Annotated in this window: 12 protein-coding genes; 4 read left to right on the top strand and 8 right to left on the bottom strand. The window is 73.3% G+C overall.

What is annotated here, in order from left to right; translation table 11 throughout:
• Positions 1-281: 281 nt before the first annotated feature.
• The 3 genes from TOK_RS26010 to TOK_RS26000 all read right to left on the bottom strand — a co-directional run bounded on the left by TOK_RS26010 (position 282) and on the right by TOK_RS26000 (position 4776).
• The gene (locus TOK_RS26010; RefSeq protein WP_098960586.1) at positions 282-995 is read right to left on the bottom strand and encodes a phosphatase PAP2 family protein; all 714 of its coding nucleotides are present in this window, start codon (positions 993-995) and stop codon (positions 282-284) included.
• Positions 992-3568, bottom strand: coding sequence for an aminopeptidase N (pepN, locus tag TOK_RS26005; protein WP_098960585.1), 2577 nt, complete (start codon positions 3566-3568; stop codon positions 992-994). The genes TOK_RS26010 and pepN overlap by 4 nt, the downstream gene beginning before the upstream one ends.
• Positions 3569-3675: 107 nt before the next feature.
• Positions 3676-4776 carry a class I SAM-dependent methyltransferase gene (locus TOK_RS26000; RefSeq protein ID WP_253258641.1) on the bottom strand — a complete coding sequence of 367 codons (1101 nt, stop codon included), beginning with the start codon at positions 4774-4776 and terminating at the stop codon, positions 3676-3678.
• Positions 4777-4880: 104 nt separating this feature from the next.
• Between TOK_RS26000 and TOK_RS25995 the strand changes: the two genes are divergently transcribed.
• Entirely contained in the window at positions 4881-5420 is a 540-nt protein-coding gene (locus TOK_RS25995; protein WP_098960584.1) for a dTDP-4-dehydrorhamnose 3,5-epimerase family protein, read from the top strand.
• 21 nt (positions 5421-5441) lie between these two features.
• On the opposite strand, the gene TOK_RS25990 is transcribed toward TOK_RS25995, so the two are convergent.
• Genes TOK_RS25990 through TOK_RS25975 form a run of 4 tightly spaced genes read right to left on the bottom strand, consistent with a single transcriptional unit; the run spans position 5442 to position 9384 of the window.
• Positions 5442-6350, bottom strand: coding sequence for an NAD(P)-dependent oxidoreductase (locus tag TOK_RS25990; RefSeq protein ID WP_098960583.1), 909 nt, complete (start codon positions 6348-6350; stop codon positions 5442-5444).
• Between the two features lies 1 nt (position 6351).
• Entirely contained in the window at positions 6352-7377 is a 1026-nt protein-coding gene (locus TOK_RS25985) for an NAD(P)-dependent oxidoreductase (protein WP_098960582.1), read from the bottom strand.
• A gap of 58 nt (positions 7378-7435) precedes the next feature.
• Positions 7436-8089, bottom strand: a complete 654-nt coding sequence (locus TOK_RS25980; protein ID WP_098960581.1) for a PIG-L deacetylase family protein — start codon at positions 8087-8089, stop codon at positions 7436-7438.
• Entirely contained in the window at positions 8089-9384 is a 1296-nt protein-coding gene (locus tag TOK_RS25975; RefSeq protein ID WP_098960580.1) for a class I SAM-dependent methyltransferase, read from the bottom strand. The genes TOK_RS25980 and TOK_RS25975 overlap by 1 nt, the downstream gene beginning before the upstream one ends.
• 252 nt (positions 9385-9636) lie before the next feature.
• On the opposite strand from TOK_RS25975, the gene TOK_RS25970 reads away from it, so the two are divergent.
• Positions 9637-10263 (top strand): DsbA family protein, encoded by a 627-nt coding sequence (locus tag TOK_RS25970; protein ID WP_098960579.1) that lies wholly within the window; start codon positions 9637-9639, stop codon positions 10261-10263.
• 76 nt (positions 10264-10339) lie between these two features.
• Here the strand turns inward: TOK_RS25970 and TOK_RS25965 are convergent, their stop codons facing one another.
• On the bottom strand, positions 10340-10774 hold the full coding sequence (locus tag TOK_RS25965) for a CBS domain-containing protein (protein ID WP_098960578.1): 435 nt from the start codon (positions 10772-10774) through the stop codon (positions 10340-10342).
• A 228-nt stretch (positions 10775-11002) separates the two neighbouring features.
• On the opposite strand from TOK_RS25965, the gene TOK_RS25960 reads away from it, so the two are divergent.
• Both TOK_RS25960 and TOK_RS25955 read left to right on the top strand, forming a co-directional pair.
• Complete coding sequence (locus TOK_RS25960; RefSeq protein WP_098960577.1) at positions 11003-12427, top strand: aldehyde dehydrogenase family protein; 1425 nt, start codon at positions 11003-11005, stop codon at positions 12425-12427.
• A gap of 156 nt (positions 12428-12583) precedes the next feature.
• Complete coding sequence (locus TOK_RS25955; protein WP_098960576.1) at positions 12584-14206, top strand: serine/threonine-protein kinase; 1623 nt, start codon at positions 12584-12586, stop codon at positions 14204-14206.
• Positions 14207-14211 lie beyond the last annotated feature (5 nt).

Raw genomic sequence — 14211 nt, 5'->3', positions numbered from 1 at the left:
GTCGCGAATCTCGTGCCGCGCCGAGTCCGCACGATCGTGCGCCGCACGGGTGGCGAGCTGCGCTCGGCGGTCACCAAGGTGTCGCTCGTGGGCGCTGTCACCGCGCCGCGCCGGCCGCGGATGGCGTCGCTCGTCGCGAGCACCCTCCTCGTCCCGGAGGCCCGCAGGCCGTCGTTCCGGTCGGCCCGCCACCGTCGTCGAGGCCGCGGTGTGGCACACCGCCGGCCCGCTGTCGTTCGGCTGGCATCCGGCGTCCGGCCGCGGCCCACACGACCTGACGGTCAGCCCGGTCCCTCGCCCGCCCGTCGGGCCAGCAGCCGGTCGGCGACCCGGTCGATCAGCAGCCCCACCCCCAGCACCGCGACCAGCGCCGTGCACGCGCCGCCGACGGTGTCGGTCGGGTAGTGCACGTGCTGGACGACCAGCGCGGTCGCCATCGTCGTCGCCACGACCAGCGTGAGCACCACGACGATCAGGGTCCGCGCCGCCGTCGCGCGAACCGCCGACGCCAGCAGAAGTGCCACGACCAGGGCGAACGCCGTCGCCGCCCCCGTGTGACCGCTCGGGTAGGCGTCGGCGCCGTCGATCGTGCGCCCGATCAGCGGCTTGAGGACGACCGACGTCAGCACCCCGGTCAGGGCGGGCCCGAGCAGGGCCAGCAGCGCGATCCGCGGCCGGCCCACCGCGAGGCAGACCGTCGCCAGCACGACGACGAGCACCGCCATCGACGTCACGTCGCCCAGCGCGATGACCACCGGGAAGGAGCCCGCCCGGCCGGCCCGCACCATCTCCAGCGCGAGCTCGATCCGCTGGTCGAGGGCACTGCCGTAGTCGTGTCCCGCGACGAGCACCGCGCCCACGACGAGCACGACGAGCGCGGGCACGATCACGGCCATCGCGATCACGTCCATGGGGCGGGGCAGGACGGACCGGTCCCAGCGCAGGGTCTCCACGGCCTCCCGCGCCTCGGACCGGAGCCGTGCCGCCCCGGTCACGACCGGTCGAACTCGCGGGCGGCCAGCGCCCGAACGATCCCGGCCCGGCCCTCGGAGACCAGGCGGCGCAGCGCGGGTGGGTGCGACTCGTCGGCGAGCCAGGCGTCGGCCGCGTCGACCGTCGACTTCTCGACGGCCCACGAGGGGAACAGCCCCAGCACGACCGACTGCGCCCGCTCCGAGGTCCGCCGCTCCCACACGTCGGCGACCTCGGCGAAGTAGCGCTCCGCGTAGGGCGCGAGCAGCGGCCGCTGGCCGGGGTGGGCGAAGCCGCCGATGATCGCCTCGTTGACGGCGTTCGGGATGTCGTCGTCGTGCACTGCGCGCTCCCACGCCGTGGCCTTGGCCTCGGCCGTCGGCACCAGGGCCCGGGCACGCTCCGCCTGGCGGCGCCCGGTGGAGGTCGGGTCGCGCTCCAGCTCCTCGTCGATCTCGGTGCCGGACGCCTTGCCGTGCGCCGCGAGGGCCTGCAGCAGCCGCCACCGCATGTCGGTGTCGACGCTCAGCCCTTCCGGGACGTCGACGTCGAGCAGCCAGCCACGGAAACGCTCCAGCGTTGCGTCGTCGAGTACACACGCCGCCAGCGAGTTGACCACCGACAGCTGCGCGTCCGACCCGGGAGGCGCGGTGTCGAGACGGAACCGCAGCGAGTCGACGAGCAGCGGCCAGCCGCGGTCGGCGGCCCAGCCCTCGTCGGCGTAGGACGCGACGGACGTCTGCGCCTGCATCAGCAGCCGCTGCACGACACCGATCTCGGACTCCGAGCCGAACCCGCCCGCGACGAGCGCGACGAAGTCGCGGGCCTTCAGCTCGGCCTCGCGCGTCATCTCCCAGGCCGCCGACCAGCACAGCGTCCGCGGCAGCGGCTCGGCGATGTCGCCGATCCGGTCGACCAGCACCGTCAGCGAGTCGGGGTCCAGACGCAGCGCGCAGTAGGTGAGGTCGTCGTCGTTGACCAGCACGAGCTTGCCGCGCGGCACCCCGATGAGGCCGGGGACCGGGGTGCGTTCGCCGGTGACGTCGACCTCGACGCGGTGCGTGCGGACCAGCCGGGGGCTGCCCTTGGCGTCGTCGTCGCGGGGCTCGTCGTCGTAGACGCCGACGGCGATCCGGTGCGTGCGCAGCTCACCGGCACCCGGGCGGGCGCCGCCCTGCACGACCTCGAACCGCACGATGCGACCGTGCTCGTCGACGTCGAACGACGGGCGCAACATGTTCAGCCCCGTCGTGCGCAGCCACTGCGCGCCCCAGTCGGACAGGTCGCGCCCCGACGCCTTCTCCAGCGCGCCCAGCAGGTCCTCGAACGTGGCGTTGCCCCACGCATGCGCGGTGAAGTAGGCGCGCAGGCCGGTGAGGAACGCGTCCAGGCCCACGTAGGCGACGAGCTGCTTGAGCACCGACGCGCCCTTGGCGTAGGTGATGCCGTCGAAGTTGACCTCGACAGCCTGCAGGTCGGGGATGTCGGCGGCGACCGGGTGCGTCGAGGGCAGCTGGTCCTGGCGGTAGGCCCAGGACTTCTCGACGTTGGCGAACGTCGTCCACGCATTGGTGTACTCGGTGGCGTCGGCCTGGCAGATCACCGACGCCCACGTCGCGAACGACTCGTTGAGCCACAGGTCGTTCCACCAGCGCATGGTCACGAGGTCGCCGAACCACATGTGGGCCATCTCGTGCAGGATCGTCTCGGCCCGCCGCTCGTAGAGGAACCGGGTCACCCGCGACCGGAAGACGTAGTCCTCCAGGAACGTGACCGCACCGGCGTTCTCCATCGCGCCCGCGTTGAACTCCGGCACGAACAGCTGGTCGTACTTGCCGAACGGGTACCGCACCCCGAAGTTGCGGTGGTAGAAGCCGAAACCCTGCTTGGTCTCGGTGAACATCCGCTCGGCGTCCATGTGCTCGGCCAGCGACGCCCGGCAGTAGATGCCCAGCGGGATGTCCGGGCCGTCGCCGTCGGAGTAGGTGTCGGTCCACACCGCGTACGGGCCCGCGATCAGCGCGACCAGGTACGTCGACATGATCTCGGTCGTCGCGAAGCGGTGCACCCCGCCCTCGACGCTGTCGGCGACCGCGTTGGACACGACCTTCCAGCTCTCCGGAGCCGTCACGGTGATCGTGTAGCGCGCCTTGAGGTCGGGCTGGTCGAAGCAGGCGAACAGCCGCTTCGCGTCGGCCGTCTCGAACTGGGAGTAGAGGTACACGCCGTCGTCGACGGGGTCGACGAACCGGTGCAGGCCCTCGCCGGTGTTCATGTAGCGCCCGGTGGCGACGACCGTCAGCTCGTTGTCGGCGGCCAGATCGGGCAGCGCGATCCCGTCGTCCTCCCGGTAGCCCGAGACGTCGAGCGCGGTGCCGTTGAGCGTCGCGGACGTCACCGACTCGCCGACGAAGTCGATCCAGGTCGAGCTGCCCGGCTCGCGGCCGCGGAACCGGACGGTCGTCGCCGACGCGAACGTCGTCTCGCCCGGGGCGCCCGCGCCGTCGGTGAGGTCGAGATCGACGGTGTAGGAGTCGACCTCGATCGCGGATGCGCGCAGCTCGGCGTCGGCACGGGTCAGGTTGGGCGGGGCCATGCGGTCTCGGGACTCCTCCGGGGGGCGGATCGGACGGGTGCGATCCAATCACGGAACCGACGCGGCGTCGCGCGCGATCCGACCCCGCTCGCCGGCCGGGGACGCGGTCAGAGGGTGGCGTCGGCAGGCACCCAGCGCCCGCCCGCGGCCTCGACCTCCGGCAGCGCGGCGCGGACCTCGTCCATGAGGTCGGGGACGAACAGCACCACGACGCCGGGCGTCGCGGCCACCAGCTCGTCGGGCGGTACGACGGGGATCGCGGATCCGGGCATCCGGCAGCCGTGCTTGGCGGGGGAGGCGTCGGCGACGGCGGTCAACGTGTCGGGCCCGATCCCGGCGATCCGCAGCAGCGCCACGGCGCGCGACGCGGCGCTGTAGCCCATGACGCGCCCACCGTCGGCGACCGCGCGGTCCACCGCGGCCCGCAGAGCCGTCGCCGAGGTGCCCACCGCGTCCTGCAGCGCCGCCGACCGCACCGGGTCGTGGACGCCCGCGGCCAGCTCGGCATCGACGACCCGGGACACCGACGGTCCGGCGCTGCCCCCGCGCCGTGCCGCGAGCAGTACCGTGCCGCCGTACAGCGGGAAGGTCCAGGCGTCGGTGACGGTGAGCCCGCGCTCGGCGAGCATCGCGACGGCCGTCGGCGTCGAGTAGTAGGCGAAGTGGCCGTGGCGCACCGCGTTCCACTGCCCGTGGCGCAGGATCGCGGCGAGGCTGTGGAACTGGAACAGGAAGACGCCGTCGTCGGCGAGGCGGGCCAGCAGCCCGTCGAGGGCGGCCGCCTGGTCACGGGCGTGCATCAGCCCGAACGACCCGTCGACGACCACGTCCGCGCGCTCGCCGGCGGCCGCCGGGTGGATGCCCAGCCCGGCCAGCCCGGGCAGCCACGACCCGCCGTGCGGGGTCGGGCCCTCCACGACGGTTCCCCCGGCGGGCAGCAGCCCCACCGCCGCGGCGGCGGCGACGGCGTCGCGGCGCTGGTCGGTCAGTGCCCGGGGCTCGATGCCCTCCGGCTGCTCGGGGACCTCGTCGTCGTCGGGCAGCTGGGCCAGCCCACAGCCGGCGCAGAGCCAGAGCCGCAACGGGAACAGCGGGTCCGGTCCGGGCTCGTCGACGGGCGGGAAGTACTCGGACGCGGGTTGCGCACCCAGGTCGAGGACGAGGTCACCACGGTCGCCGCCACACCATCGGCACACGATCAACGGCACGTGGCCCGTCCCTTCACTCCGGCGCCCGGCGTCGGCCGGACACCGGATCACTCGGTGCCCGACCCCACCGTGTTACCGGCGTACCGGTGGAGCAGAGTGGACCCGTGGACGTTCGCACCTGCGCAATCGAGGGCGTGCTGCTGTTCGTGCCGACGCCGTTCCGCGACGACCGTGGCCTGTTCACCCGCACGTTCGACACCGCGATCGGCGCGGCGCACGGTGTCGACCTGGGGCCGGCCGCGCAGGACAGCCAGTCGCGGTCGCGGCGCGGCACGGTGCGCGGAATGCACGGCCGCCACGGTCGCGGCGAGGCCAAGCTCGTCCGTGCGGCCCACGGCGCGGTGCACGACGTGCTCGTCGACGCCCGGCCCGGGTCCCCGACTTTCGGCACCGTCGCGTCGTTCCTGCTCGACGACGAGGGCTTCCACCATCTCTACGTCCCGGCGGGCCTGCTGCACGGCTTCCAGGCGCTCACCGAGGTGGCGGACGTCTGCTACCGCATCGACCGTCCGCACGAGCCGTCCGAGGACGTCTCGGTCGCCCACGACGACCCGGACCTCGCCATCGCGTGGCCGCAGCCGGTCACGGCGATCAGCGACCGGGACCGGGCCGCGGGGTCGTGGAAGGCGCTCGTCGCCGGCTGACCGGGAACGGCTCCCGGGCGCTCAGGAGGCGGCGGCGCGCAGGGCCGCCGCGGTCATCCGGAGGCCGTCGTCGATCGACACCGTGGCCTTCCACCCGAGCAGCCGCTGCGCCGGTTCCAGGACCGCGACGTGCTCGGTCTCGCCCTGCCGGTCGGGCAGCGCCCCCCACAGCGGTGCCACACCGGTGGCGAGGTGGTCGAGGAGGCCCTCGACCATCTCGCGGTTGGACCGCAGCTCACCCTGGCCGAACTCCAGCTCCGAGCCGGCGGGTGCGGTCGCGGCCCCGAGCATACCCTCGATGACGTCGGCGACGTAGACCCAGTCACCGCGTCGGCGGCCGCTGGACAGCCGCGGCCGCTCGCCCCGCAGTGCCGCGGTCCCCGAGTAGGGCAGCAGCTTCGACGAGGCCTGGCCCGGACCGAAGACCTCGGTCGGGCGCACCATGACGACCGAGCACCCGAAGCGCTCGACGTAGAGCCGGCCGTAGGCGGCCATCGCGGCCTTCGCGGCGGCGTACGGCGACGCGGGCGGCAGACCCGTCTCCATCTCGTCGGACGTCGAGATGAGCACGACGCGGTCGGCGAACCCGCGCTGGGCCGCGTCCAGCAGCGCGATGCTGCTGGCCAGCAACGAGTGGAACGTCGGCCACACGAGACCGGGGTCCGGCGCGCCGGACACCCGGCCTCCCAGGTGGTAGACGACGTCGGGACGCACCTCCCGCAGCACCGCGGCGAAAGCGTCGGTGTCGACGAGGTCGCAGCCGACGTGCCGGACACCGTCGCCGAACAGGGGTGTTTCCGACCGCGCGAGTGCGACGACCGTGGCGCCCTCGCCCGCGAGCCGCCGGACCAGGTGTGCGCCGAGGAACCCCGCCGCCCCCGTCACCAGGACGGTGCGGCCGCTCCAGCACCGGGGGGCGGACGGGTCCATGTCAGCCCACCGGGCGCAGGGTCGCGTCGAGCGTGCCGGCGGCCTGCCGGTCGGCGAGCACCGCGAGGCGGGTGAAGCGGCGGTCGAACGCCTCCTGGGTCAGGCCGTGGGTGCGGTAGGCCTGCGCGAGCTCGGCGGCGCCGTCGGCGACCGACCACTCGGCCCGGAAGCCGGGCAGCAGCTTGCCGATCTTGGTGAAGTCGACCCGGTAGGAGCGGGGGTCGCCGCCGGTCTCGCCGGTGATCAGCAGCTCGGCCTCGGGGATCACCTTCGCGACCTCGTCGGCGATGTCGCTGACCTGGACGTTGTTGGCGGTGCTGCCCACGTTGAACGCCTCGCCGCGCACGACGTCGGCCGGTGCGGCGAGCGCGGCGACGACGGCACCGGCGATGTCGCGGGCGTGCACCAGCGGCCGCCACGGCGTCCCGTCGCTCATCACCCTGATCGCGTTGGACAGCAACGCGTGCCCGACGAGGTTGTTGAGCACGATGTCGGCGCGCAGCCGCGGCGAGAACCCGAACGCGGTGGCGTTGCGCAGCGAGACCGGCACGAAGTCGGCGTCGGCCAGGTCGACGAGGTCGCCCTCCACACGGACCTTGGACTCCGCGTACGGGGTCACCGGCCGCATCGGGGCGTTCTCGTCGAGGATGTCGTCGGTGCCCGACGCGCCGTACACCGAGCAGGTCGAGGCGTAGACGAAACGGCCGACGCCGGCGTCCTTGGCGAGCCGGGCGAGCCGCGTCGACGCGTGGTGGTTGATGTCGTAGGTGTGCTGCGGCGCGAGCGAGCCGAGCGGGTCGTTGGACAGCGCCGCGAGGTGCACGACGGCATCGAACCCGGCGAGGGCGTCGGCATCGACGTCACGCAGGTCGACGGCGATCCCCGTCGGGTCGGCGGGTGCCGGGCCGAGCACGGACGACGCGTAGAGGCCCGAGTCGAGCCCGACGACGTCGTGGCCGGCGTCGGTGAGGATCGGGGCCATCAGCGTTCCCAGATAGCCCAGGTGGCCGGTGAGCAGGACGCGCATCGCGCGGTTCCCCCTTCGGGAGTCGTTCGGGGTCGATCAGGAGTCGATGGGTCCGGGGTCAGTCCGCGCCCGGGGCGCCGACGACCATCCGGGTCGTGTGGAAGCCCTCGGCGTAGCGCCGGCCGCACTGCACACCGCGGATCCGGGCCAGGCCGCGGAAGGTCTCGTCGTCGAACCAGTGCCGCGCCTTCTGCGACGGGTAGTGCTCGTGGAGCAACCGCACCTTCTCGTCGACGACGTCGCCGTCGAGCGGCCACAGCACCGCGGGCTGGGCCAGGTCCGGTTCGGTCTTGAGGATCTCGTAGCCGAGGATCAGGTGGTCGCGGAAGACGGTCGGCGCGAGCCGGGCGAGCTCGCGGTGGTCCTGGTGGTCGTCGTGGCGCGAGGTGCACAGCACCAGGTCGGGCTCGCAGCCCCGCCGGAACTCCTCCAGCGCCTCCTTGGCCCGGTTCCAGTGCGCGGGCAGCCGCCCGTCGGGGACGTCGAGGATCGTCACCACGAGGTCGGCACCGGGGCAGAACGCGGCGAGCGCCGCGCGCTCCTCGTCCTCCCGGGCGGTGTCGGCGCCGGACAGGACGAACGCCCGAACCCGCAGCCCCGGCGCCGACCGGCACAGCGACAGCACGGTGCCGCCCGCGCCGATGGCGATGTCGTCGCAGTGCGCCCCGAGCACCACGAGCTCGTCGAGGACCCCCGGCTGCAGGCCGCGCATCAGGACGGCGCGCCGGGGTCGACGACCTCCAGCGCGGGGATCGGGAACACGAGCTTTCCGCCCCATTCGCCGACGACGGGCGCGAGCTGCGCGGTGATCTCCTCGCGGAGGTTCCAGGGCAGCACGAGGACGTAGTCGGGCCGGTCGGCCTCGATGCGCTCGGGGGCGTGGATCGGGATGCGGGTGCCCGGGGTGAACCGGCCGTGCTTGTACGGGTTGCGGTCGACGGTGTAGGCGAGCAGGTCGGGCCGGATGCCGCAGTAGTTGAGCAGCGTGTTCCCCTTGCCGGGGGCGCCGTAGCCGACGACGGTCTTCCCCGCGTCGGCGGCGTCGATGAGGAACCGCATCAGGTCGTTGCGGATGCGGGAGACGTCGCGGGCGAAGCCCTCGTGGCCCTCGACCGTGTCCAGTCCGGCGGCGGCCTCGGCGGCGAGCACCTCGGCGACGGCGGGGCCCGGGGTGGCACCCAGCTCCGTGGGCCGGGCCCACAGCCGGACCGACCCGCCGTGGGTCGGCACGAGCTCGACGTCGACCAGGTCGAGCCCGCCCGCTGCGAGCGCCCGGCGGGCCGTCGCGACCGTGTAGTACTGGAAGTGCTCGTGGTAGATGGTGTCGAACTGGCGCAGCTGCACCAGCGTCAGGAGGTGCTGCACCTCGACCGACACCCAGCCGTCGTCGGCGACCATGGCCCGCAGACCCTGGGCGAACCCGACGACGTCGGGGATGTGGGCGAAGACGTTGTTGGCGACGACGAGCCCCGCCTGCCCGTGCTCGGCCCGCACCCGGGCACCCGTCTCGGGGGACAGGAACGCGGTCAGCGTGGGCACACCCTTCTCCCGGGCCGCCTCGCCGACGTTGACGCTCGGCTCCACCCCCAGGGCGCGCATGCCGCGCGCGACGACATGTTGCAGAAGGTAACCGTCGTTGCTCGCCGCCTCGACGACGAGCGAGCCCCGACCGAGACCCGCCCGTTCGACCGCGGCGTCGACGAACCGTCGCGCGTGCTCCACCCAGGAGGAGGAGAACGAGGAGAAGTAGGCGTACTCGGTGAAGGTCTCACCGGGGTCGATGAGCGGCGGCAGCTGGACGAGCAGGCAGCCGGCGCACACCCGCGCATGCAGGGGGAACGTCGCCTCGGCGCCCTCGAGCGCAGCGGCGGTGAGGAACAGCTCGCACGGCGGCGTCGCACCCAGGTCGACGAAGCTGCGCAGGTCTGTCGAGCCGCAGAGCCGGCAGCTCAGGGCGACGTCGAGCGCGGGTGTGCCCGCCACGCGCTCACTTGTCGACGACGTCATCGATTCCTCCGGTCGGCCGAACGAGTTCTACGTCTGGACTCGGATCGGACGACGATTACGTTTCGTGAGCACGGCCGGTAGTGGCGACGGTCGCGTGCGTGACCGGTGGACGGACCCGGTGGCCGCCGGGGGAACAGGGTGCGGGGCCGGGTGGTTGTGCGCCGTGGGGAGGCACGTCCAGGTCTCGGAGCTCCGCATCCCGGCCGTTCGCGGACCCCCGACGAACCCAGGAGATCGACGAACGGAGTACACGTGAGCAGCACGGAGTCCGCACGGGCACGCGTCGAGGTCTGGTTCGACCCGCGGTGCCCGTGGGCCTGGCTGACGTCGCGCTGGATCCTCGAGGTCGAGAAGGTGCGCGACATCGACCTGAGCTTCCACGTCATGAGCCTGTCGGTCCTCAACGAGAACCGCGAGGACCTGCCCGAGCAGTACAAGAACGCCCTGGAAGCGGGCTTCGGCCCCGTCCGGGTCTGCATCGCCGCGGCCCGCGAACGCGGCCAGGACATCCTCGGCCCGCTCTACACCGAGATGGGCGAGCGGATCCACAACCAGGGCAACAAGGACCTCGACGTCGTCGTCAAGGAGTCGCTGGCGGCGCTGGACCTGCCCGAGTCGCTGGCCGAGGCCGCCACCAGCACCGAGTTCGACGAGGAGCTGCGCGCCAGCCACCACCGCGGCATGGACCCGGTGGGCATGGACGTCGGCACCCCGACGATCCACGTCGACGGCATCGCCTACTTCGGCCCGGTCATCTCGCGGGTGCCGAAGGGGGAGGACGCGGGGAAGGTCTTCGACGGGGCGCGGCTGCTCGCCGAGTACCCCTACTTCTTCGAGCTGAAGCGGACCCGCACGGAGAGCCCGCAGTTCGACTACTGAGGCACGCAGGACGGTCCGCCACGTCCTCGTGGCGGGCCGTCCGTGTGGTGTCGTGGTGGTGCCTGGCGGGAGGGCGTCAGCGCGCGGCGATGTAGGCGTCGCGCAGCACGCCCGTCTGCAGCTCCATCTCGCGGACCCGGTGCTGCACCAGGTCGCCGATGCTCACCATGCCGCTCAGCTGCCCGTTGTCGACGACCGGCAGGTGCCGGTAGCGGCCGCGGGTCATCTGGGCCATCGCGTAGGTGAGCGACTCGGTGGAGGACACGGTCGCGACGTTGCGCGTCATGATGTCCTCCACGTTGCAGGACAACAGCCGTTCGCCGCGCCGGGCCAGCTCCCGGATCACGTCGCGCTCGGAGACGATGCCGCGGATGCGGCCGTCGCCGTCGCTGACGAGCAGCGCCCCGACGCGGTGCTTCTCGAGGCGTTCGACCGCCTCGGCCACGGTCGCCCAGGGCACGACGCTGTGCACGGTCCGGCCCTTGGCATCGAGGACGTCGGCGATGTTCATGGATACCTCCTCGCAGTGGCGAGCCCCGATCGTGAGGCGGAGTTCACTCTGGGGCTCAGCCGCGTGAGCCACATCACCGCAGCGGGGGAGGTCGCGGGCGGACCTCCGCCGCCGGGGACCGCCGCGACACCCCGGCGGCGGCGCGCCGTCACCCCGGCGCCGCCCCCCAGCGGCACGAGCGCGGCCAGGCCGAGCACGACGTCGTGCAACCGTGTGAGGATCGGAGCCATGGCAGCACCGACGCTGAACACAGCCGGACACTGGATCGCAGGAGAGACGGTCGCCGCGACGGGCGAGACGATCGACATCGTCAACCCGGCGACGGGCGAGGTCGTCGGCACCGTGCCCGCGGGCACCGCCGACGACGTGGACCGCGCCGTACGCGCCGCGCGGGCCGTGCAGCGGGAGTGGGCGGACGTCGACGTCACCGAGCGCGCCGCCGTCGTGCAGCGCATCTCCGACGGGCTCAAGGCCCGCGCGGAGGACGTCGCGTCGTCGATCACCGCGGAGATGGGCTCGCCCATCACCTTCTCGCGCAAGGTGCAGGCCACGATGCCGGTCGGCTCCTCGCGCGGGTTCGCGACGGTCGCCGCCGACTTCCCGTGGAGCGAGGAGATCGGCAACTCCCTCGTCGTGAAGGAGCCGATCGGCGTGGTCGGGGCGATCACGCCCTGGAACTACCCGCTGCACCAGATCGTCGCGAAGGTCGCGCCCGCCCTGCTGGCGGGGAACACGGTCGTCCTGAAGCCGACGGAGATCGCGCCGCTGACGGCGCAGCTGCTCGCGGAGGTCGCCGCGGAGGCGGGCCTGCCGGCGGGGGCGTTCAACATCGTGCACGGCACCGGCCCGGTGGTCGGTGAGGCGATCGCGGGGCATCCGGATGTCGACATGGTGTCGTTCACGGGGTCGACGCGGGCCGGGAAGCGCGTGTCGGTCGTCGCCTCGGAGACGGTGAAGCGGGTCGCGCTGGAGCTGGGCGGCAAGTCCGCCAACGTGATCCTGCCCGACGCCGACCTCTCCAAGGCCGTGAAGCTGGGCATGGGCAACGCCTGGATCAACGGCGGCCAGACCTGCACGGCGTGGACGCGGATGCTCGTCCCGGCCGACCGCCAGGACGAGATCCTCGAGATGGTCGAGGCCGCGGCCGCGAAGTACACCGTCGGCGACCCGGCCGACGAGGCCACCCGCATCGGCCCGATGTCGTCGACGGCGCAGCAGCAGCGCGTCGCGGGCTACATCGACCGGGGCATCGCCGACGGCGCCCGCGTGGTGTTCGGCGGCGCGGGCCCGGTCGAGGGCCTGGAGAACGGCGCCTACGTTCGGCCGACGGTGTTCGCCGACGTCGCGCCCGACGCCGTGATCGCCCGCGAGGAGATCTTCGGGCCGGTCCTGTCGGTGATCCCGTACCGCGACGAGGAGGAGGCCGTCACGATCGCGAACGACACGGTCTACGGCCTCGCCGGCGCCGTGTTCGGCGAGCCCGAGCACGCGCTCGCCGTCGCTCGCCGGATCCGGGCCGGCCAGGTGGACGTCAACGGTGGTGCGTTCAACGTCATGGCGCCCTTCGGCGGCTACAAGCAGTCGGGCAACGGCCGTGAGCTGGGCCGCTACGGCCTCGAGGAGTTCCTGGAGACCAAGTCCATCCAGCGCTGACACCCGTGTCGGGCGACCGCCGATCGGGCGACCGACGGCATCGCCGACCGTGACGAACCGGTCCGAACCGGGCGGGGCGCAGCCCCGCCCGGGCGGCTCGGCGTCGCTCGATAGGATCGCGGGAAGCCGAACCGCGACCCTCCACGCTGGAGTTCGATGAGCCCGCCCGAGTCCGACGTCCGCTCCGAGTACGCCACGGTCCGGCGGATCGGGAACCGGTACCGGCTCGACGAGCGGATCGCGGCGGGCGCCATGGGCGCGGTGTGGCGCGGCACCGACGAGCTGCTGAACCGCACGGTGGCGCTCAAGGAGCTGCTCGCGGCGGCGTCGCCCGGCGAGGAGGACACCCTCGAGGAGTCCCGCCAGCGGATCCTGCGCGAGGGCCGGATCGGTGCGCGGCTGCAGCACCCGCACGTCATCAGCATGTTCGACGTCGTGGTCCACGACGACCGGCCGTGGCTGGTCATGGAGTACCTGCCGTCGCGGTCGTTCGCGGCGGTCCTGGCGGAGAAGGGCCCGATGGGGGCTCGGGAGGCCGCGGCGGTCGGCGAGCAGGTGGCCGACGGGCTGGCGGCGGCGCACGCCGCGGGAGTCGTGCACCGCGACGTCAAGCCAGGCAACGTCCTCATCGCCGAGAACGGCACTGCCAAGATCACCGACTTCGGGGTGTCCCGCGCGGTCGACGACGTGCAGCTCACCCGCACGGGCATGATCGCGGGCACCCCGGCGTTCCTGGCGCCGGAGATCGCCCGCGGTGGGCAGCCCACGGCGGCGTCGGACATCTTCGCGCTCGGCGCGACGCTCTACACCGCCGTCGAGGGCCAGCCCCCGTTCGGCCTGGACGACAACGCCTACGCCCTGCTGCACAAGGTCGCGACCGGTGCGGTGAAGCCGCCGTCGTCGGCGGGCGAGCTGACGTCGCTGTTGTCGTCGTTGCTCGCACCCGACCCGGAGAACCGGCCCACCGCAGGGCAGGCGCGGGCAGCACTCGCGGCCATCGCCGCGGGCCGCGAGCCCACCGGGCTGCCCGCAGGTACCGCGTTCGCCACGGGTGCGGCCGCCGCGACCACCAGCGCCGCGACCGACGAGCCGGACGCCGACGCGACCCGGCCCGCCACGCCCGCAGTCACCCCCGCCGTCGTGCCCCCGCCCCGCCCCGGCGCCACACCGACGCTGACCACCCCGCCCGCCCCACCGTCCATCGCGTCGTCCGCCCCGTCGTCCGCAGCGGGTGACGGACCGTCGGGCGACGGCGGCCGTCGTCGGCCGCTCGTCGTCGCCGTCGTCGCGGTGCTGGCCGTCCTCGTCGTCGCCGCCGGTGTGATCATCGGGCTGGTCCGGTCGTCGGGCGACGACACCGAACAGGGGGCGCTCGGCGGCACCTCCACCGCCTCGGCCGCCCCGCCCAGCGCGGCGGAGCCGACGACGACCACCCCGCCGCCGCCGACGACCACGGCGACCACCCCGGGCTCCGGGATGGCGTCGGTGGAGTTCGTGCAGCAGTACTACGCGATGCTGCCCGGCGACATCGACGGCGCGTGGAACCAGCTCGGCCCCCAGGCGCAGGCCGCGTCCGGCGGCCTCGACCGGTTCCGGTCGTTCTACTCCGGGCTGACCAAGGTGTGGGCGGAGACGCTGCGCGCCGTCGATGCCGACACGGTGACGGCGACGATCGTGTTCCTGCGCCCCGACGGCACGACGACCCGCGAGCCCTACCGGTTCGAGGTGTCCGGCGGGCCAGGGTCGCAGAAGATCGAGTCGTTCACCAAGACGGGCTGAGCCGG

The sequence above is a fragment of the Pseudonocardia sp. N23 genome (assembly GCF_002583555.1).
Lineage (GTDB): Bacteria > Actinomycetota > Actinomycetes > Mycobacteriales > Pseudonocardiaceae > Pseudonocardia.
This window is presented reverse-complemented; position numbering and strand designations above follow the sequence as displayed.

Bases quoted from the DNA above. Each gene is read 5' to 3' on its own strand.
- TOK_RS25955 (WP_098960576.1), top strand. From the start codon at position 12,584: ATGAGCCCGCCCGAGTCCGACGTCCGCTCCGAGTACGCCACGGTCCGG.
- TOK_RS25980 (WP_098960581.1), bottom strand. From the start codon at position 8,089: ATGCGCGGCCTGCAGCCGGGGGTCCTCGACGAGCTCGTGGTGCTCGGG.
- TOK_RS25985 (WP_098960582.1), bottom strand. From the start codon at position 7,377: ATGCGCGTCCTGCTCACCGGCCACCTGGGCTATCTGGGAACGCTGATG.
- TOK_RS25990 (WP_098960583.1), bottom strand. From the start codon at position 6,350: ATGGACCCGTCCGCCCCCCGGTGCTGGAGCGGCCGCACCGTCCTGGTG.
- TOK_RS25965 (WP_098960578.1), bottom strand. From the start codon at position 10,774: ATGAACATCGCCGACGTCCTCGATGCCAAGGGCCGGACCGTGCACAGC.
- TOK_RS25960 (WP_098960577.1), top strand. From the start codon at position 11,003: ATGGCAGCACCGACGCTGAACACAGCCGGACACTGGATCGCAGGAGAG.
- pepN (WP_098960585.1), bottom strand. From the start codon at position 3,568: ATGGCCCCGCCCAACCTGACCCGTGCCGACGCCGAGCTGCGCGCATCC.
- TOK_RS25975 (WP_098960580.1), bottom strand. From the start codon at position 9,384: ATGACGTCGTCGACAAGTGAGCGCGTGGCGGGCACACCCGCGCTCGAC.